Genomic DNA, 20,710 nt, shown 5'->3' on the forward strand with positions numbered 1-20,710 from the left:
CCGTCCATTTTTTACGCCGTGCCCCCGGTTTTAACCGGGGGCTATTGAAATCATTTTGAATACCGATTGCCTATTTGTCAATTACAGAGTTCAATAAACGGGGTTCTGGTCGTTGGAACGGGTTTTTATTTCCAAAGAAGTAGGTCGTTACTTCACGAAGCTTTTGGAGAAAAAGTTTGTGAAGAAATTAGCCTGCATCCATGAAACACCCGATTCGACGTTCCTTTCATATCTCTCTGTGCTGTGCGCTTTTGGGCGTAGTTCTCCTCCCGTCCGTTCGGGCGCAAACCAACGCAACCGGTCCGGCTACGGCGGCCATTCTGAGTCGCTGGGAAAAGCAGGTGACGCCCGAAAATGCCTGGCGCGACTACCCGCGTCCGCAACTGGTGCGGGCCAACTGGCAGAACCTGAACGGAATGTGGGAATATGCCATCCGGCCCAAAACCGAAGGTCAGCCCGCCAACTTCGACGGGCAAATTCTGGTGCCCTTCTGCGTGGAATCGACGCTTTCGAAAGTAACAAAATCACTCAAATCGGACCAGCGGCTGTGGTATCGCCGGAATGTGACGATCCCCAGCGACTGGAACGGGCAGCGGGTGTTGCTGCACTTCGGCGCGGTGGATTACGAATGCCATCTGTGGGTCAACGGCGGTTTGGTCGGTTCGCACGTCGGCGGTTCGGATGCGTTTGAGTTCGATATTACGGATTTTCTAAAATCGGGTCAGAATCAACTGATTCTGGGCGTGACGGACCCCACCACCGACGGCGAACAACCGCGCGGCAAGCAGGTTTTTAACCCTAACGGCATCTGGTATACGCCGGTGTCGGGCATCTGGCAAACCGTCTGGCTCGAACCCGTTCCCAATTCGGCTTACATTGAAGAAGTCCGGCTCACGCCCGAACTTGATTCCAGCCGGTTGCGGGTGGAAGTGCTGCTAAACCGGCCCCTCACCAACCCAACGAGTGCCATCCGGTTGACGGCGCTGGACGGAACCCAAACCGTTGCGAGCCTCCTGGTTCGGTCGGGACGTGTGGCCTATCTGCCCATCAAAAACCCGAAACTGTGGTCGCCCGACAGTCCATTTCTATACAACCTGAAAGCGGAACTGGTGATGGTAAAAGACCCCTTTCCCGGAATTGAAAACCGCAACCGCCCGCGCCACAACGACGCCGAACGCTCGGCCTACGCCAAAGCCGAGGTAACGGGCAATGCCGTCGATGCGGTAACGAGTTATTTTGCGATGCGGAAAATGTCGATGGGGCCGGGCAAGATCGCCGGGCAGCCCATGATGTTGCTCAACAACAAACCGGTTTTCCAGAACGGCCCGCTCGATCAAGGCTGGTGGCCGGGGAGTTTGCTGACGCCCCCGTCGGACGAAGCGATGGTGTTTGAGCTGGATTTTCTGAAAAAGTCCGGGTTCAACATGCTGCGGAAACACATCAAGGTGGAACCCGACCGGTATTATTACCACTGCGACCGGCTCGGTTTGCTGGTCTGGCAGGACATGCCGTCTGGTTTTTTGAGCGGACAGGACATGGGCCGTCAGGAGGTCGTCGAACCGTTGCGCCGGTCGAAAGGCAAAGAGCAGTTTGAACTGGAACTGCGCCGGATGATGAACCGGCTGCACAATCACCCCAGCATTGTGACCTGGGTGGTGCACAACGAAGGCTGGGGGCAGTACGACAACGTTCGGCTGGCGGATTGGGTGAAGGCGCTCGATCCCAGCCGGTTAGTCAATGCCGCCAGCGGCTGGTCGGACCTGGGCGCGGGCGATTTTTTCGACATTCACACGTATGAAGAAGTGCCGAACATTCCGGAACCCAAAAAAGACCGGGTGATTGTCGTCGGTGAGTTTGGCGGCATCGGCTGGCCGATTACCGGGCATTTGTGGGACCCCAATAAACGAAACTGGGGCTACCAGACGTATCAGGATCAGGATGCGGTTTTGAAGGCGTATCGCACTAAATACGCCAAAATGGTGGAAATGTACCGGAAGAACGGCGTTTCGGCAGCGGTGTATACCCAAACGACGGATGTGGAAGGCGAAGTTAATGGCCTGCTGACCTACGACCGGGAAATTATCAAGATTCCGATTGAGACATTGCGGGAAATCCACGCACCCCTGTTCAAATAAAGGCGGTTTTCCCGACCGGCCAAAAGTCCGGCAAGGACATCAATTTGCCGGATTTTGAGTGAACAGAAACAGCCCTGCAACGGGCGACAACCAGCGGTTGTTGCCCGTTGCAGGGCTGTTTCTGTTGTTGTGCAGGCGTATCGTTTTAGTAACTCTCCAAATGGGCGGAATTAGGTGCCAATTTTGGTCGAAATCGGCAGCTTTACAATCGGTATGGTCTGATTATCAGTTCGTAAATTCTGGTTTCGTAATGTCTCTCATCCGTTTCCGGGCAAAATTTTGCGGTTTACTTGCGTATTAAAATAAAAAACGATTACTTGCTTGCAACTACAAGCAACTATCTCAATGAAGATACAATTTCTACTTCTGATTTCTTTCATCCTGCTCAGCCTGGGGGGATCGGCGCAGGATTTAGATTGGAATACCTATCCGGACGGATCGCTCAATCACACCTATCCGACGGTTGGTAATGCTCCGGTCAGTGTGGGTGTTGTGACGACGGGTAGTACATCATCGCTCAATGCGAATGAACCCAACGGCCGTCCGACAGGCTTGCGGCTTGCGGCTGATTTTCCCGCCAGCGGCAATTGTGTTTCGGTGAAAATTACGTTTTCGCAACCCGTCAGTAACCTGAATTTCAACCTGATCGATATTGATTATGCGGATGGGGATAGTGATTATCAGGACGTCGTAACGGTTTCGGGTAGCAACGGGGGAACACCGGTTAGTCCGAGTATTGGGTCGGCGGCTACCAATACGGTCAGCGGCAATACCGTCACGGGTACGAACAGTGACGTTGCTTTAGCCCAAAACCTGGTCACGTTCAGTAGTCCGGTCACCGAAGTAACCATCCAGTACTGCGCCGGACCGGCTTTTGCTCTTCCCGAATCGCAGGAAATTTATATTGGCGACTTTACCTGGGACGATGCACCCGCTATGCCCGTGCGGCTGGCGTCGTTCAGTGGCAAGCGGGTCGAACACCAGATGTTGCTGGGTTGGCAAACCACCTTCGAGTCCAACAGTGCCTATTTCGTCGTGGAGCGCAGCACCGACGCCAAAGCCTTCGAAGCCATTGGCCGCGTGGTTTCTCAGGGTTTCTCCGAAACGATGCAGACATACGGTTTTACGGATGAGGCTCCGCAAAAGGGAACGAATTATTACCGCTTGCGGCAGGTCGACCGCGACGGCCGGTTCGAATTTTCGAAAATTCTGGGGCTGACCTACGATGCCGACGGGTTCTATTTCGAGGTGCTGGCGCTGGAACGGGGCCGGATCGAAGTGAAAACCAATGCGCCCGATCCCGCGTTTGCGGTGGTGGACCTGCGGGGCATTGCCAATCTGGGCTCGGTTGAAAAAGTGGGCGCGACCCGGTATGTTTTGCAGGTAATACCCGCGGGCCTGGCCACACCGTCCCTGAAAATCGTCCAGATGCGAACAAACCAGTTCGGCTATGCCAAACGGGTGCTGCTGAATGAATAACCTGAATTAATGTTTATTTGTGTATACCAGACACCCTGCCGGTTTTGCTGACAGGGTGTTTTTATGCCCCTTCCTCAAGGGCTGGTGTGAACGCCGAAACACGACCGGAGAATCGTGTCGAACGTGGCCCCGTAGGTTTCCTGATCCGGGCGGCTCACTTCTACTTTTCGGGTGAGTGGCGCGCGGCTGAAAATGAAGACCTTTTCTTTGGGGAGGTCGGCGGGGAGATAGGGTGAATGGGTAGTAATCAGACAGTCCTGCCGGATGGTTTCCGCGTTGTCGCTGCGCTTTCCGTTCGATGTCGGCAGTTCCCGGAGCCGTTCCATCAGGTTCATTCGCCAGACCGGATTGAAGTGCGATTCGGGTTCGTCGAGCAAGAAGAGGACATTTGAAAACGAAATCATGCTGAAAGTTCCCAGGAGCTGGGCCAGTTGATGCTCGCCATCGGAAAGAGACACATAATCGACAATGGCGGTACGATTTCGGGCGTGAAAGTTCACCCGTTCGAAACGGAAAACCTTGTCTTCATCCTGCGGCTCCGGCAATCGTGAGGCAAACCGACGGGCTTTGGTTTCTTTGCTAAACCGTTCGCGGGCGTGTTTGGGAATCACGAGATCATTCAGCATGGCGAGCTTGTGAAAAGCCGAATACAGGTCGAAGGCGGTTTTCCAGAAAAACCGAAAAGCGGTTTTTGTTTCGGTATCCACCAGAAAATCAAAGGTGTAGGTTTCGGTTTTGTCATCGTACTGGTAGCAGGTAGCACAGCGTTGCAGCCGGGTCAGGTATTCTTCGAGTTCGTCCGTGAGCTGGATGCCTTTCCGTTTCGACTGCTTGCCGGCGCGGGCCGGTGCGCGGGGAGCCGCTCCGTGGGCCAGTTGAATGCTGCATCGGAAGGAGTGGAGGTCGTCCAGGTGGGCGTATTTCAGCAGGGCGGAGCGCTGTTCGTCGCTGCCCAGCAGCAGATTGGCAACCAGCACTTCCAGGTGTGTTCCGTAGTCGATCAGCATCAGGCGTGTATCCTGAATACCGGTCGACGGGGTGGTATGATCGATGGCACTCTCGCGCACTTCCTCCGCATAGCCGCTCCGGCTGAGCAGGAAAGGCAGACTCAGCGTCTCATTGTCCCCGGACGAATACCCTATCACCTTGCCGGGCAGCAATTCCTTCGTTTCGGGCGCGGTCAATTCGCAGTTTATCCAGGTTCCGTCCACCATTTTTCGGATCGTCACCACCGGTCGGCGTTTCGTTTGCGCCCGGCGCGAGATCCGGACGTGAACCGTTGCCGGACTGCCGTGGGGCCGGATCAGGTAGTCGACTTCGAACTGCAGACCGGGGTTTCCTTCGATGCGTTCTTCCTCACATACCACGGCATGGAAGGCCGACTGAAACATTTCGGCCAGCACCTGGAGCAACTGTGATTTGCCGGTTCCGTTGGCACCCAGCAGACACAGGGGTGTAAAGGTTGTTTGCTCATCCATTTGAGAGCGCAGCGAAATGTCGAGCCCATCGAGCAGTCCGCCACACGTATCGGCTGAAATGATGTGAATGCGTAGGAGCTTCATGGTTTTATCCGGATCAGGGTCATGGCCTGTTTTTCGGGGTCAAAGACCTGTTTCAGTGCCGGTTGTTTTTCGGAGAGAAGCGTAAAAACCGCTTCTTTCAGGGCATCGTATTCAACGGCGAGCTGACTGCGCAGTTCGTCGAAGGTAAACGGACCATCGGGCAGGAATCGAATGGATTCCAGCACGGTTTCGGGCGAAAGTCGGGTCATTCTGGGTTTTCGGGTGCGTTTGGGCAAGGGCGTTGTTTGGAATCGGGCGGTTTTGTCGGCCTGGAGGCGTTGGAGAAGCAAGTCGGCGGGTTCCTCTTCCGGGTCTTGCAGTACCAGTTGGCCGCGAAAAGCGCTATCGAGTGTGGCCGCCGGCAGCCGCTCAATTTTTGCCCGGGCCGCCAGACAGCGCGTTTCCAGGGCATCGGCATTGGCAAACAGGGCATCTACCCGGCGGACAATTTCGTGCTGCTCGGCGACGGGCGGCACCGGAAACCTGAAATCGCGGCATTGGGAAAGCGAAACATTGATTTGCCCCGCCGACCCGCGCGTCTCGTGCAGAATGGCCGCCAGGTTATCACCTTTGCAAAGCAGGTAATACAGCCAGCCGCTCGTGATTCGCGGGCCGGGCCGGAAAAGCGTCAGGGCCTGGTTGATGTTCCATTCGGGATAGGTATCGGGCACAATGGCAACCTTGCCCAGCGGTGGCCCCACAATATTCATCAGAACATCGCCCGGTCGGGTTTGCGACCTTTTCAGGGCCTTATCGTGCGATGCCGTCGAAATAAACTGTGGTCTGGAAGTGAAGTCAATAGACTGATTGACAATGTTATAAACCTTTAAAAACGGAATATTGGGGTGATCGAGAAAACCTTCTGCGGGGGTGCCTCCGTTTTGAACTTTTGTGCAAACCTCGTCTGCCCGTTCCAGGGTCCAGTCCGACGGGTCTTTCCCGCGCCATTTCTCTGTGAGTTTTCCGGAAATAGCCGCTGATAGAATCGACTGGCGCAGGTTTTTCAGCAGGCCCAGCACCCGGTCCAGACGGTCGCGGCAGGCTTCAATCCGGGTGAGGGTAGCCTCGATTTTGTGTACAATCCGGTGCTGTTCCCGGAGTGGGGCAATCAAAACCGGCAGGCTGGCCACTCGCTTGGGCTGCGCCCGGGTGAGCGACCCCCCCACGCCCGTGACGCCCTGGCAAATCAGTTCGCGGAAAACCGGGGTGCTGAAATAATACCGTAAAAAATCAGGCGATAAAACCGGTAACCGCACAACAATCCATTCGGACGACGCAATTTGCCGGAACTCGCCTTTGGGCATCACCCGCCAGACGCGGTTGATCCGGGGATTGATCTTGCAGATCAGAATGTCGTTGGGCTCAACCAGTTGTTTGACGGAACCAATGGCCGCGCCGGGCAACCGCTCGGGCTGATGGGTTGGAAAGGCCGGGACGCTGTAAAGTTCAAAAATAACATCGGGTTGACTGGCGGGGTTGATCACCAGCGACGCGAATTCGTTGACTGCGCCCAGGTTGACCCTGATCCAGCCCAGCGGTAGGTCATTCATACTTCCACCTCCTCTCCCAACTCCTCCATAATTTCCCGCAATTCCTCCAGCGCCCCCTCGAGTTCTTCCATCACCTCCAGGGCCAGCACGCCCGGCTCCGGCAGTTCTTCGCTTTCGTCCTTGAGCCACGAAATATCCAGGTTGTCGTTGTGCTGCGCGATCCACTCGCGGCTAAACCGGCGGAAGCGGTTGGTGATGCCGGGATCGTCCCGTCGCCGGGACAAAGCCTCCGGACGTCCCAGTGGATCATCGCCAAAGGCGGTTTCAAATTCGGAAAAGTGGTTTCGGGTCAGGAGTGTGCGTTTCCCGTATTGCGGCATGTTGGCCCGCAAATCATACACCCAGACTTCTTTCGTATTGCCCTGATCGGTGTGGCCTTTTGTGAAGAAAATCACGCAGGTTTTCACCCCCTGGGCATAAAAAATGCCCGTCGGCAGGCGCAAAATGGTGTGGAGATTGCATTTATCCATCAAATCGGCCCGAATCTGTTTTCCAATATTGCCTTCGAAAAGCGCGTTGTCGGGCAACACGACAGCGGCCCGGCCACCCGGTTTGAGGCCCCGGTAAATGTGCTGTAGAAAACAGAACTGCTTGTTGCTGGTCGGGTAGGGGAGGTCGGTCCGCTCGGGCAGCCCTCCGCCTTTTTTGCTGCCAAAAGGCGGATTGGAGAGAATCAGCGTGGCTCCCGGCAGCTTCTGCCCGTCGGGCGACAGCGTATCGCCGTAATGAACACCACCCGCATCGGGGTTGAAATCAATACCGTGGAGAAATAGATTCATGAGTGCCAGCCGATGCGTATCCTGCACATGTTCCATGCCAAAAAAGGTGCGGGTGCGATATTTTTCAAGCTGGTTTTTGTTCCAGTTTTCCGGATTCTGGTGTTCACGAATGTAATGATTGGCTGCGATCAGGAAACCGCCCGTTCCGGCCGCCGGGTCCTGAATCAGATCGTCCAGCGTGGGTTTCATCACCGTCACCAGGCTGTCGATCAGCGAGCGGGTGGTGAAATACTGACCGGCCCCCGACTTCTTTTCGTTCGCACTCTTTTCCAGCAGCCCTTCGTAGATGTCTCCCAGGTCTTCCCGGCCGGCATTGTACCACGCCAGTTTATCGATTCCGTCCACCAGCGCCGACAGGGTTGCCGGTTTTTTGATGAACGAGCTGGCATTGCTGAAAATTTCCTTCACAATCTGCTCTCCGTGTGCGCCCAGATGAATCAGGGTGATTTTGTAGGCTTCGAGTCGTTCCGGTTTTGGTTTGGCAATCAGGTTATCCCAGCGGTGGCCCTTCGGAATCTGCCCCTCCGTACCGGTTTCCTTCGCCATCTTGAAAAACAGCAGGTAGGTTAATTCGGTAACGTATTGGTGATAGGTCACGCCATCGTCTTTCAGCACATTGCAGAGATTCCAGAGCCGGGCGATGATGTCGTTGGAAATAGGTTTCATAATCAAAAGAGGATACCCACGAAAACAAAGCAAAAAGCACTATGCTGTACCCTCATTTTCCGAGAAAAGTTACATAGGGTAACCAGTGTTGTGATTCGCTGAAGCTACTGATCTGGGCAAAACTACGCTTTATTGTTTACAAGAATAATTCCTTTTGAATCTTCTCAGACCCCTTTTTGTCTTTTTCTTGTACGGTATTTGACTTTTGCTTGTGTTTCATCTCAATATTTGTTAATTCGCATGTACACACAAATAAACATTAAAATCATGAAACGATTTGTACTACTGGCCATGGTATGGCTAACTAAAACTGTGGGCTGGGCGCAGGATTTGAACTGGAACACCTATCCGGACGGAGAGTTGACGAATACCTATACCAACATCGGGAATATTCCGGTCGATGCCACGGTGGAAGTAACCGGTCTGACGAGTTCCTTTTACCTCGATTATCCCCGGCCGAGCGCCAACGGGCTGGAACTGAATGCCAACTTTCCCACAAATGGCAATTGCATTTCCGTCAAAATAACCTTTTCGCAACCCGTCAGCAACCTGAATTTCAACCTGCTCGATATTGACCGAATTGATGGTGACAGCCAGTATCAGGACGAGGTGACGGTTTCGGGCAGCAATGGAGGAACGCCGGTGAATCCGGCCATTGGGTCGGCCGCAACCAACACCGTCAGCGGCAATACCATCACAGGCATCAACAGCAATGTCAACAATGCGGTCAACTCAATTACGTTCAGCAGTCCGGTGACTGAAGTGACCATCCAGTACTGCGCCGGGCCGGATTGGGTCGACCCGAAGCGACAGTTTATTTTCATCTCCAATTTCAATTGGGACGATGCTGCGGCCATGCCCGTGCGGCTGGCGTCGTTCAGCGGCAAGCGGGTCGAACACCAGATGTTGCTGGGCTGGCAAACCACCTTCGAGTCCAACAGTGCTTATTTTACCGTGGAGCGCAGCGCCGACGCCCACGCCTTCGAAGCCATCGGGCGGGTGGTTTCCAAAGGGTTTTCCGAATCGATTCAGGCATACGGTTTTACGGATGAGGCTCCGCTAAAGGGAACGAATTATTACCGCTTGCGGCAGGTCGACCGCGACGGCCGGTTCGAATTTTCGAAAATTCTGGGGCTGACCTACGATGCCGACGGGTTCTATTTCGAGGTTTTGGCGTTGGAACGGGGCCGGATTGATGTGAAAACCAATGCGCCGGACCCCGCGTTTACGGTGGTGGATTTACAGGGCATTCCGAATCTGAAGACAATTGAAAAGGTCAGTGCCACCCGGTATGTGCTCCACATAACGCCCGCGGGTTTGGCCACACCAGCCCTGAAAATCGTCCAGATGCGAACCAATCAGTTTAAGTATGCCAAAAAGATTCTGCTGAATTAACGGGTCTTTACGGTCAAAGCCAGGTCGGCCCCGAAAGCCGGGGTATTAAGCATCGCCAAACCACCGGAATGCCGAAGTTTTTTCTTCAGCTTCCGGCCGGTTTCCGGCTCAACGTACGTGACCGTGTAGCGACCGGCGGGCAGATTCAGCGTCAGGCTCATGGGTTCGGGCTGTTTCGGATGATTGCCGTTGTAAACGTATAGGGCGTACTGTTTCCCGGTTTCGCTGAGAGCGTGAATCCGTACCCGCGACGGCAGCGAACCGCCCACCAAAACCGCATCCGGTTTCATCCGAACGAAATCCAGCCCTTGCATAAAGTCTTTCAGAACACCCAGTTGCTTCCGAAACGCCGGACTGCCCCCGCCGGGCGATTTCGGCCCCGGCGTGTAGGTTCCGTCGGGTTGGACGGACGTAAACGAATAATCGAGGTTGTTGTAGAGACCACCCCCGGCCAGCAGAAACTCCCAACCTTCCTTGCGGTAGGTCGAGTCGGCGGTGCCTTTAAAACCGGTTTCGTTGTCGCCCAGCACTTTGTTCAGTCCGTAATTGAGCGGGACGGTTTTGGGTGGGGTGGCGTAGTGAAAATTGAAAACCGACACCGCCGGATGCGGCTTTTCGATTTTGGCCGAGCCGTTGGCGATGTTCTGCGTAATGAGGTGTTTGTTTGGTAAATTCGTCTCGGTTTCCACAATGAGGTCGGCGATGTGGTGCTGCCAGTTCAGTTGCACCCCGCCGAAATACGGTTCGTTGCAGATTTCAAACAGCACATTGCTGAAACCGTTCAACTCCGTCACGATTTTTCGCACCATCGCTTCCTGAATGGCCAGCAACCCGCCGTTTTTGTCGAGCGTGTAGACGTCGTTCCGCCCGACGGCCCCGACCGAATTAACGTTGTTGGCGGCATTCATCGGACTGATCACCCACATTTTCTCTTCGTAAAACGGACAGAAAAGCGCCAGTTCGACAACGATCCCGCGTTGTTCGGCGGCTCCCACAAAGGCCTTCAATCGCTTGAAATAAGCCTCATCCCAACGCGAAAGGTCAAACTGGTTGCCGCCCAACGCATAGCCAGCCTGCCCGCTGCGGGGCCACGGACAAACAAACCGCCCCGTTTCCGGTGCCATCGTGTTGTGTTCGATCCCGAAATCGCCGGGGGCTTCGCGGTAGGCTCCGGTGAAGGTACGGGTCAGGTTCAAACCGTCTTTCTGAAGCGTGTTGAGATAGGTAATGAAATCAAAATCCAGGTTCAGAACCGCTCCGTAATGTTCGCCCGACGTGATCAACACCGTATGTTTCCCCTGATAACTGAAATAATGCGGGTTGTCCGGGTGCAAACGGATGGGTTGTGCCGAAAGACAGCCGGTTAGGCCAGCTAGTACAAGGGTCGTTAGAAACCGGTTTTTCATGATTCAGGAGTCGAATGGATGAAGGGTTATTTCTATTCTCTTGTCTTTGCTCGCAGGTCTATTTCAACAAAAAATCCCGCGCCAGTTCCAGTTGATCGGTGCTCAGGAAATCGGCACCGGCTTCGCGGAGTTTGGCCCACACCGCCGGGTCTTCGGGGCAGGCCCAGAGCCGCAGTTTCTTCCCTTCGGAATGAACCCGCTGAACCAGTTGCCGCAGTTTTTGAAACTGGTCATCCGGCATCGGTCCCTGTCCGCGCCATTGAAGCTGGTTACCATACGAATCGCTCACCACCGGCATCAGGTCGCGGCTGAATCCCTTGCCCAGATCGGCGGGCCGTCCGTCGATGCCCACCAGGCGTTCTTTCGCTTTTTTGAGGGTTTCGATGGGGCGGTTTCCGGAAATAAAAACCGTGACGGCTCCGGGCTGGCAGCGGTTTCCCTTGCAGGTGGTTAGAATCGACCGATAGCGTTGCAATACCTTCTCCAGGGCTCGATACGTGCTGTCGGCCCCGGTTTTGAAGTCGATCATCAGGTAAACCGGGCCGTTGTGATTGGCATACACTTTCCCACCGTTCTGGCGAATTCGCTCGGCGAGCGGGCGCAGATACAGATTTTCGAGTGACTTGTCGGCGTTCCAGAAAGCCGGGCGGTTGTGGGCGACGAACAGCGTATCCTTGTGGGCGTACACATCGGCTTCCACACTCGTAAAACCGTGGTCCAGCGCATCCCAAAGCGGCCGCGATTGCTCGTAATCATTGTGGGCGTGGGCGTTGGGCAGCGGCACCACGCTGGCGAGTGGCTGCGGAGTCTGCAACGGAGCCAGGGGCTGCGTCCAGGCGGTTTCGACATCCCCCGGCTCAAACGGATTGAATTTGGGTTTGGTCGAAATGACCTTGGCCCGCACCAGCAGCTCGTCGGTCAGCGTATAACTTGCTTCCGTGCCGGTCAGTTCACGCAGAATTTCCGCCTTTTCCTGCCCTTTCCGAATCCCGATAAACTGAATCCGATAGGTGACGTCCGGTTCGGTTTTAATTTTGAACGCCACAGTTTTGGCGGTTTGCGTCAGGCTTTCGAAGGTGACGCCCGTGGTGGCGTAAAACCGCCCGGCTTCCAGGGCTTCCACAATCGTGTTGGGTTTTAGCTCGGGCGCGTTCACCATCACCCAGCCCCGCCCCGAATTGCTGTAGGTGGGTCCGAAGAAATTGTAATTATGGCTGTCGTCGGTGGCCAGGCCGAGCATCAGCGGTCGACCCTGCCGCAGAAACGTCAGGTTAATTTTGTCCCACATGGCCTCGGTGCCTTCGCGGGTGCTGTCGCCGTAGTTATGCACCTGCGGGTGGCCGTTGAAAACCTCGAAAAACCGCTCGTGCCGGAGTTGCATCAGGTCATTGGCGGTGATGGCGTAATGAAAATTGGGGTGATTGATGTGGGGAAACATGGGCTGACCCGTTTGCCGTCGTTGCGCCACCACGGCGTCGATGTTGTTCTGCATGACCTCGGCCACGCTGTTGCCCGGTAGCGGTTTCAGCAGGTTTTGCAGGTTGGTCATGTTGATGTGAATGGGCTTGCCCTGGTAGCCCGTCGAAACTTCTTCACTCTTGAGAATCAGGAATTTCTCCGGTTCTTCGAAATAGCTCCGGTATTCGCTCAGGTTTTTCAGCCGCACTTTCAGGGAATCATTCGGGCCGGTCTGGTATTTCACCCAGTCGGGGCCGAAGGTGCGCAAATACCGCTCGAAGGTACGACGGCGGTCGGGAGCGCGCGGCACTTTGATCCATTTTTCACCTTCCTGAAACGTGTTGTGATCCGACAAACCGATGAAATGGTAGCCGTTGGCCTTGTACCAGTCCATGATCATTTCGGGATAATCGTCGCCGTCGCTCCAGAGCGAGTGCGTGTGGAGGTTACCTTTGTACCAGTGCTGGGCCTGGGCAAGCGGAATAAACGACAGAAGGAAAAGAAAGAAGAAAACCGGTCGCATGGGAGGATAAATGAGGATGCAACCGGGAAAGAGATTTGGGGGCGTTTTCTAACCTCTTCCACTTCGTTATTCGGTACTAACTTCGTTATTCGTTATTCGTCATTCAATATTCGATATTGATTTCATTTTTCGACTTAATATCGAATATTGAATGATTAATATCGAATAACGAAGTAAAATGGAAAAGTATAGAACAAAAAAAAACATGCCGGGAAGCATGTTTTTCAAGCGTTTCAAATTATTATATCTTTCGATTAAATAACCTCTACGTTAACGGCATTCAAACCTTTTTTACCTTGCTCAACTTCAAATTGAACTTTGTCGTTCTCGCGAACTTCGTCAATTAAACCTGATACGTGAACAAAGATGTCTTTGTCTGAATCCGAAGGGGTAATAAACCCAAAACCTTTGAGTTCATTAAAAAATTTAACAGTTCCTGTTTGCATTATATTGTATTGTATTTTAAAATTTCACCAAAGGTAACAAGAATAAATCAGAACTGCATCATGTCCTTTATTTATTTTGATGCACGGCAGGCCGAATAAAACCGCCCTGTCCGGATTTTTCGTGTTTCGAAGATCATTCCGTCAGTTTCTTCTCAAGACCACAGCCTGCCCGCCGGAGGGTAACAGGTTGGCCGTCAGTCGGTCTTTCGACGTGACGGTCCGGCTTTGTTTCCGGATCTTTCCCGTTCCATCATCTTCATACGCCGAGAGCGAATACCGTTTGCCCGGCTCCAGAAAGGCGAGCGACAGGTCGATTTTTCGGGCTTCGGTGCTGGTAATGGTGCCGACAAACCAGTCATTCCCTTTCCGCCGGGCCACCGACACAGACTGACCGGGGGTTCCATCCAGCACTTTCGTTTCGTCCCAGACCGTCGGGAGGTCTTTCCAGAATTCAATTTCCTGCCGATCCGGGAAATCGGCCGGTTTGCCATACCAGTACAAATATTGAAGCGGACTGAAATAAATCACCGGCAACGCCAGTTGGTGGCCTTTGGTGTTGGTCAAACGCGGCTGATTAAAGCAGAAGGTGTAATCGGCGGCTCCGGCAATGTACCGCGTGAAGGGCAAAACCGTGTTGTGGGTCGCATTGGGCCACTCTTCATTGCCCCGCACGCCTTCCTGCGTCAAGAGGTTCGGATAGGTCCGGCTGAAACCGGTCGGGCTATATTCATCGTGGATGTCCAGAACCAGTTGGTGTTTGGCGGCTTTGCGGATGGCGTCGTGCAGCCAGACCGTCCAGTGGTGCGATCCCGTATGCACAAAACCGTATTTGATGCCGGCAACGCCCCAGCGCTGGTAGAGCGGCAGCAGCGTGTCCAGTTGTCGTTCGAGGGCGCGGTGGTTGACGTACAGAATGACCTTCTTCCCTTTCGATTTGGCATACCGGATGGCTTCGGGTAAATCCAGATCACCTTTCGGATTCCGGCGCGGATCGACGGACACTTTGGTGGCATCCGACGCAATTTCGTATTCATGGCCGTACCAGCCCGCGTCGAAATGGAGGTAGTCGATGTTTTGCTCCACCGCAAAATCGACCAGGTTTTTGGCTCCGGTGGTCGACAGCGTCACTTCCCGCATCACTTTACCCGGTTTTATCCAGCTCACATCTTTGATTTCATTCGGCGGATTGAGGTTCTGAATCAGGTAGTTGTGTTCCAGTAAATCGCCGGGCCGGTCGGCTGCCATCACCACCCGCCACGAACTGGCAAAGGGCGACGCTTCGGTGATTTCGCCCGCCAGTTGGCTGACGAGTTGGTTCAGACCGGCGGTTTTGAGTCGTACCAGCGGATAACTGCTTTGCTCGGCTTGTGTGATGCAGGCCCAGGTTCCATTGTCGAGTTTCAACGTCAGCGGCATTTGGGCGGCTTTCGTCCAGTTCTCTACGGTCCGTTCTTCGTAGCTTCCCTGCGCATGATCGGTATAGAGCGCTTTCGTTTTCGGCGGGAGGTTAAAAAAGGTCATTTCCTGCCCGACATCCAGAATCTGCATGCGCAGATCTTCCGGAAAAAAATACCGGAAAGCCACGCCCTCGTCGTACGCCCGAACGATGAGCTGCATCGTTCCGCCCGGCCCCGACCCGTTGCGCAGGCTGACAACCAGCTCGTTGTAGTGATCGGGAATCTCGGCGCGTTCCCCCCAGACCGGTTTCCAGTTCGATTGCTGGCTCCGTTTCGTCGCCGACACGATCCGCAGGTTCTTATCCCAGTTCAACGGCCGGGAAGTAGCGGGATTACCGCCCAGTCCCAGCCGTGAAGGCTGAATCAGGGGCTGGTTCCGGTACGATATTTCGTACACCGGGCTTTGGGGCGATTCCGGCAGGTCGCGCAAGGCAATCGACCACGTAAGCAGTCCGTTGGGCGAACTGATCCGGAGTGAATCCGGCGTTTGCGCCCGCCCTTTCTGAAGTAAAATGAGGCAGGAAAGGATACAAAGAATTCGGGTCATTCAGGTTGAAAGGTTAAAAAGGTACATACACCAATCGCGCAGGTTGTTCGCGATGACGGTTTAATATAGGAATTAAAAAGGCGAAGCATCCCGTAGGGATTCAACAGCGCAGCGTCGGTAGAAGACACGGAGTCTCCATGTTTCCGCGTGCCTTTAGGCACGCAACGATTTGTGGTAGCGTTCGGTCGCGTGCCTAAAGGCACGCCGGAACTGTTGGTACCTTATTTTCTACCGACGCTACGCTGTTATGCCCCTGACGGGGCATAATTCCCGATAGCCCATACTTACTTATCAAGGTTCTCCGGGCAGTTATCTACTACCGGTTTTTCAATTAATACCCCGGATTCTGCTCAATTTTAGCATCGAGGTTGGCATCGATGAATTTCTGCGGAATCGGGAATAATTCGTGTTTTTCGACGATGTTGCTGCCGGTTTTGGTATTGTATTTCTTTACCCGTTCAACCAGCAGGGGTGAATTGGCCAGAAAACCGAAGCGGATGAGCGTTCGACGGCGGGGCTCTTCCATGATCAGTTCCCGCACGCGTTCGTCCAGAATGTAGTCGAGCGTGGCGCGGTCAGCCGTAACCGGTTTGGCTTTGGCCCGGCTGCGCAGCACGTTGAGGTCGTCGGCGGCTTTTTGCCGGTCGCCTTTCCGGATGTAGGCTTCGGCCCTGAGCAGGTAGGTTTCGGCCAGCCGGATTTTATAAAATTCTACGAACGTTCGCCCGGCGGTATTTCCGGCCAGCGGATCACCCTCGAGCTTGCGGGTATACGGATAATACCAGCCGGAGTTCAGCGTATCGATTTTGGCCGCCACAGGATCAACTTTCTGTCCGAAAAAACGGGAGGTGGCATTGTTGTAATAGAACGTCCGACGCATGTTGTACGGTGAATTCCGCATGTCGTTCCAATCTTCTTTCCAGACGTCGTAACTGGCGTAGGGCGTTCCCATCACCCAACCCACCGGACGGCCCAGGCTATCGCAAACGACCATGCCCGACTTGCCTTCCGGGTCTTTGATGTTGTGATACCCGGCTCCCCAGGCCCGCATGCTGCTGTTTCCGCCGAAAGCGGTCGCGTTGGTTGCATTGGTGTAGGCAACGCCACCGGGTGTCTGGTATTCGAACTGAATGGCCCAGATGGTCTCGGTATTGGCCGCCAGATTCTGGTTTTTATCCCGAAACAAATCCGAAAAAACATCGCCGGGTTTGTCCAGTTTGCTGCCAAAGCGCTGCGTCATGAGCTTGTACGAACCGTCGTTGATCACGGCGGAAGCGGCTTCAATGGCTTTGTCGTTGTTGCCCAGCGCCAGGTAGACTTCGCTCAGAAAATGGTCGGCAGCGGCTTTCACGATCCGACCGGGAGCCGCCGGTTTTTTGGGGAGCCATTGCGAGGCAAACTCAAGATCCTGCCGGGCAAACTCCAGCACCTCCTGACGACTGGCCCGCGTATAATCCGTTTTGGGTGCCGTTTCGACATGCGACACCAGCGGGACACCACCGTACAGATTGGCCAGAATCGAGTAGGTGTAGCCCCGAAAAAACCGTGCTTCGGCCAGAATGGCGTTCTTTTCAGCTTCATTCGCCCATTTGGCGGTCGGTTTATCGGCATAATCGACCACGATGTTGGCACGCGGCAGCATTTTGAGATACGCCCATTCCCACCACAGATCGACGGACGCCAGCGTAGGGGTCAGCGAAACGTTGTAATCACGCAACAGCGTCGATACGGCCCCCGGCATGTAGGCATCCGTGCCGATGTTCATGGCGTGCAGGTTCTCGGTGTCGGTTCCGAATAATTCGTCCCGGGCGGCCGCGTGAATGGCGATGATGGCGGTTTCAAAACCGGCTTTATCCACCAGCACTACATCGGGATTCAGAAAGGCCCGGGGCGTTTCGTCGAGTACATTGTCTTTGCAGGCACTGGCCCAGAAAACCAGCAGCAGCGTTCCCAGGAGCGTCAGATGCCGTTTTGAAGCTAAAAAAAGGATGCGTTTCATTGGTTGAAATCCGTTCAGGGTGGCTGGAATGTTAAAAACTGAGGTTAATACCGCCCGTCAGGGTGCGGGGCATGGGATAACCGCTGGCTTCGGAGCCGATTTCGGGGTCAAAGCCGGGATACTTCGTGAACGTCAGCAGGTTTTTGCCACTGACATAGGCCCGGATGGTTCCGACTTTCCAGCGATTCAGGAGTTTTTTCGGCAACTCATACGCCAGCGAAACATCCTGCACCCGAACAAAATCGCGGCTGACGTAATACCCGTGTCCGTACGGATTGGTATACACCAGCGATGCCATCGTGTTCGATTTGTTTTCGGACGTCCACCAGCCGTTGTCCGGAAAATTGGACGCACTTCCCGGAAAATTGTTGCTCGGAATCATCTGGTTGTAACTTCTGATCCAGCCCTGCATGGCATTCAGAAAAACCGACAGCGTGAAATTGCTGTAGCGGAACGTGTTCGTCAATCCCCAGCGGTATTTGGGTTCCAGACGCCCCACCACCGCGCGGTCGTCAGTAGTGATTTTGCCGTCGCCGTTCAGGTCTTTCAGGCGGTAAAAACCAGCTTTATAACCGGTCGGGAGCTGATCGCCTTCCTGGTAAACGCCGTCGATGAGGTAATCGAAAGCAACCTGCACGGGCTGACCAATGAACCATTTGTTGCCCAGATCATTGTCTTCCAGGCCATCCTGGTTCAGATCGCGGCTGTAGATGTGGACAATGCGGTTGCGGTTGGTCGAAAACACGATGTTGCTGCTCCATTCAAAAGGACCCCGCTGAATGTTGGCGGTATTGATCGTCAGCTCGAACCCCCGGTTGTTGGTGGCCCCCAGGTTGGTGATGACCGATTTGAAACCGGTAGCGGACGGCAGGGAACGGTCCAGGAGTAAATTTTTGGTGTCCATGTTGTAGTATTCGAGCGTTCCGCCAACCCGTCCTTTCAGGATTTCAAAATCAACCGCGACGTTGGCTGAGGTGGTGGTTTCCCACTTCAGATCGGTGTTGGCCATGCCCGATGGGTAGGTGCCGGTATAGGTCGGGCTGCCGTCGCCGAAAACATACTGCGCGATTGCCGAACGACTCAGCGATTGGTAAGGCGAAATAGCCTGATTCCCCACGGAGCCGTACGACACGCGAAACTTCAGCAGGTCGATGAAAGGCATCGACTTCAGAAAAGGCTCATCGGAGGCAATCCAGGCCAGGGCGGCCGAAGGAAAAGTCGCATATTTATTCTGGGCACCAAACACCGAACTGCCATCCCGGCGGGCGGTGAGGGTCAGCAGGTAGCGGTCTTTGAAATGGTAGTTCAGCCGCAACATCGACGAAATACCGTCGACGGAGGAGGCTCCCGTTGTGGTTTGCTGGGTTTGGGCAATGCCCAGGTTATTCCAGCCGTTGGCGCCGTTGAAGAAATTGGAAGCCGTGGCGGTGGTCGATTCCGACTGGCTGTGGTTGCGGCCATACAAAAGTGTCACATCGAAGGCATGATCGCGGCCCAGTTGGCGGCTGTAGGTGGCAATGTTTTCCAGCACCCAGTCGAAAATTTCGACGTTGTATTTCGTAGCATTCGACAGAATGTTCTCGCCAAAACGCTGATACGCCGGTTCGAAGGTGTAGTTGTGCTGCCAGCGGTAATTGGGCGAGTAATTGATCCGGTAGCTAAGTCCCTTGACAAATGGCACTTCAATTTTGGCGTAGAAATTTGAAAACAGGTTGTGGTAAATTTCTTCATTCTGACGCCGGATGGAGTTGAAAAGCGGATTCGGCACCAGTTGTACATCCTGCGGAAAGTGAACCGGATCGGTTTTGGCGTCATCGTAATACATCTTGGCAAAGGGGCTGATCTGGGCCGCCCAGTTGAGAGCCACATCGACGCCCGACAAATCCCGGCGGGCGTAGGTGGCATTGGTCCCCACCGTCAGCCAGTCGGCCACCTTCGTCTCCAGATTGGTTCGTAACGTAACGCGTTTCGCCATGTCCTTGTAAATCAAACCCTGTTCGTTCACAAAAGCCCCGGAGACGAGGTAATTCGTCCGGCCCGACTGGCCGGCAATGCTCAGGTCGTAGGACTGCACCCCGGCTTTCTGCGAAATTTCATCCCAGGGATCGGTGACGGTGCCATTGCGGTAATTTTCGGCTTCGGTATTCTGGAGATAACTGGCCACGTTGGCCGGATTGGCTTCCTGTCCGCTCTGCGCGCGGTAATCCAGCGTTTTCTGAAGGTAGCGTTCCGGCGACAGCATTTTGATGCGGTTACTCCAGTCGGCCACGCCATAATAGCTGTTTATCCGAATGGTTGGCTTGTCGCTTTTGCCGCGTTTGGACGTAATCAGAATAACGCCGTTGGCGGCTTTGGAACCGTAAATAGCGGCTGCGCTGGCGTCTTTCAGAATTTCCATCGACTCGATGTCGTTCGGATTGATTTCGGCCAGACTGCCGTTGAAAAAAATACCGTCCAGAATAATGAGCGGATCGTTGCTGGCGGTGATGGAACGACGCCCCCGAACGAGGATGCTACCGCTTTGTCCCGGTCGCCCGTTGTCGATAAACTGCACCCCGGCGACGCGCCCGCGCAGGGCCTGAGCGACGTTGGTATTGGGCAGGTTTTCGGTAACTTTCATGTCTACTTTTGCCACCGAACCGGTGACGTTTCGTTTCGACTGGGTTCCGTAACCTACCACAACAACTTCACTCAATGCCTTGGTATCGGATACCATCTGAATGGTGAGTATCTGCCGGTTGGTAACCGGAATTTCCTGCGTTACATAGCCAATGGAGCTAACGACCAAAACCGCTTTCCCGTCGGATACCTGAAACGTAAACTTGCCGTCTTTGTCGGTGGTCGTTCCCCGGCTGGTGCCTTTCTGAATGAGGTTGACGCCCGGCAGGCCTTCGCCTTTTTCGTCGGTTACGGTGCCGGACACGGACTGATCGAGCGGGGCGGTTTGGGCCATGTCATTGTCGGGCAGCGGTTTGGCGGCCGGTGTGGCGGTGAGCAGAATCTGTTTGCCTTCCACTTTATAGGTAATCTTCAACGGCGTCAGGAGTTGATCGAGGATGGTTTCCAGCCGCTCATCGACCGCCGTAAACGTGACTTTCCGGTCGGCCTGAATGAGCAGCGAGCTGTACAGAAACCGTACCTGAGCCGCTTTGCTGATGGACTTCAGGGTGGTTTTAACATCCTTATCGACCACCTGCACGGTTACTTTCTTGTTCAGCATTTCCTGAGCCCGGCTATCGCGGGCGAAGGAGAGGCTAACCACACAGGCAGCAAGCAGCACCTGGAGGAGGGAAAGTTTCATAAGCTTG

General features: G+C 54.4%; 12 protein-coding genes. 3 read left to right on the forward strand and 9 right to left on the reverse strand.

The annotated features are described in order from the left end of the window. Nucleotides 1–200: 200 nt before the first annotated feature. Complete coding sequence (locus tag ACO064_RS19030; RefSeq protein WP_421828814.1) at nt 201–2,135, forward strand: glycoside hydrolase family 2 protein; 1,935 nt, start codon at nt 201–203, stop codon at nt 2,133–2,135. Nucleotides 2,136–2,480: 345 nt separating this feature from the next. Continuing rightward, complete coding sequence (locus ACO064_RS19035) at nt 2,481–3,614, forward strand: hypothetical protein (RefSeq protein ID WP_421828815.1); 1,134 nt, start codon at nt 2,481–2,483, stop codon at nt 3,612–3,614. Between the two features lie 74 nt (nt 3,615–3,688). Here the strand turns inward: ACO064_RS19035 and ACO064_RS19040 are convergent, their stop codons facing one another. Genes ACO064_RS19040 through ACO064_RS19050 form a run of 3 tightly spaced genes read right to left on the reverse strand, consistent with a single transcriptional unit; the run spans nt 3,689 to nt 8,171 of the window. Then, complete coding sequence (locus tag ACO064_RS19040; RefSeq protein ID WP_421828816.1) at nt 3,689–5,176, reverse strand: restriction system-associated AAA family ATPase; 1,488 nt, start codon at nt 5,174–5,176, stop codon at nt 3,689–3,691. Next, complete coding sequence (locus tag ACO064_RS19045; protein ID WP_421828817.1) at nt 5,173–6,726, reverse strand: restriction endonuclease subunit S; 1,554 nt, start codon at nt 6,724–6,726, stop codon at nt 5,173–5,175. The genes ACO064_RS19040 and ACO064_RS19045 overlap by 4 nt, the downstream gene beginning before the upstream one ends. After that, the gene (locus ACO064_RS19050) at nt 6,723–8,171 is read right to left on the reverse strand and encodes an N-6 DNA methylase (RefSeq protein WP_421828818.1); all 1,449 of its coding nucleotides are present in this window, start codon (nt 8,169–8,171) and stop codon (nt 6,723–6,725) included. The genes ACO064_RS19045 and ACO064_RS19050 overlap by 4 nt, the downstream gene beginning before the upstream one ends. 267 nt (nt 8,172–8,438) lie before the next feature. Here ACO064_RS19050 and ACO064_RS19055 point away from each other — a divergent pair, with 267 nt between their 5' ends. After that, complete coding sequence (locus ACO064_RS19055; RefSeq protein ID WP_421828819.1) at nt 8,439–9,566, forward strand: hypothetical protein; 1,128 nt, start codon at nt 8,439–8,441, stop codon at nt 9,564–9,566. On the opposite strand, the gene ACO064_RS19060 is transcribed toward ACO064_RS19055, so the two are convergent. The 6 genes from ACO064_RS19060 to ACO064_RS19085 form a co-directional block, all read right to left on the reverse strand. Further along, nucleotides 9,563–10,972, reverse strand: a complete 1,410-nt coding sequence (locus ACO064_RS19060) for a cellulase family glycosylhydrolase (RefSeq protein WP_421828820.1) — start codon at nt 10,970–10,972, stop codon at nt 9,563–9,565. The genes ACO064_RS19055 and ACO064_RS19060 overlap by 4 nt on opposite strands. A gap of 58 nt (nt 10,973–11,030) precedes the next feature. Then, the gene (locus ACO064_RS19065) at nt 11,031–12,953 is read right to left on the reverse strand and encodes a histidinol-phosphatase (protein ID WP_421828821.1); all 1,923 of its coding nucleotides are present in this window, start codon (nt 12,951–12,953) and stop codon (nt 11,031–11,033) included. A 254-nt stretch (nt 12,954–13,207) separates the two neighbouring features. Then, nucleotides 13,208–13,399 (reverse strand): cold-shock protein, encoded by a 192-nt coding sequence (locus ACO064_RS19070; protein WP_114409215.1) that lies wholly within the window; start codon nt 13,397–13,399, stop codon nt 13,208–13,210. Between the two features lie 141 nt (nt 13,400–13,540). Continuing rightward, nucleotides 13,541–15,403, reverse strand: coding sequence for a glycoside hydrolase family 97 N-terminal domain-containing protein (locus ACO064_RS19075; protein WP_421828822.1), 1,863 nt, complete (start codon nt 15,401–15,403; stop codon nt 13,541–13,543). Between the two features lie 331 nt (nt 15,404–15,734). After that, nucleotides 15,735–17,402: a RagB/SusD family nutrient uptake outer membrane protein gene (locus ACO064_RS19080; protein ID WP_421828823.1), complete on the reverse strand. Its 1,668-nt coding sequence runs from the start codon at nt 17,400–17,402 to the stop codon at nt 15,735–15,737. Nucleotides 17,403–17,433: 31 nt separating this feature from the next. Beyond that, the gene (locus ACO064_RS19085; RefSeq protein ID WP_421828824.1) at nt 17,434–20,703 is read right to left on the reverse strand and encodes a TonB-dependent receptor; all 3,270 of its coding nucleotides are present in this window, start codon (nt 20,701–20,703) and stop codon (nt 17,434–17,436) included. Nucleotides 20,704–20,710: the final 7 nt, after the last annotated feature.

Source organism: Larkinella sp. (genome assembly GCF_965227735.1).
GTDB lineage: Bacteria > Bacteroidota > Bacteroidia > Cytophagales > Spirosomataceae > Larkinella.